Annotated in this window: 1 protein-coding gene; it reads left to right on the top strand. The window is 36.4% G+C overall.

Annotation, left to right across the window (positions count from 1 at the left end; all coding sequences use genetic code 11):
* Positions 1–236 (top strand): hypothetical protein (locus SB659_RS20495; RefSeq protein WP_410551768.1); only part of this gene is annotated, 236 nt, incomplete at both ends.

The following is a 236-nucleotide window of genomic DNA, read 5'->3' as shown; positions in this document are numbered from 1 at the left end:
CGGGAAAAATCAAAGGAGCTTTCCTAACAGGTAAAACTTGGAATATTCCAGAAGATTCGACATTGCCGGAGAAAGGGAATAAGAAAAAATATAGTAATAATATTTTACTCAATCATCTTAAAGAACAAAAAGAATTGAAGCTCAAAGGTGGTATTTACCATCGCACGCAAATTGATTTGACCTACAATTCCAACAAGATTGAAGGAAGCAGGTTAACCCACGACCAAACCCGCTAT

Origin of the sequence: Arthrobacter sp. SIMBA_036 (genome assembly GCF_046535135.1) — a bacterium.
Taxonomy (GTDB): domain Bacteria; phylum Actinomycetota; class Actinomycetes; order Actinomycetales; family Micrococcaceae; genus Arthrobacter.
This window is presented reverse-complemented; position numbering and strand designations above follow the sequence as displayed.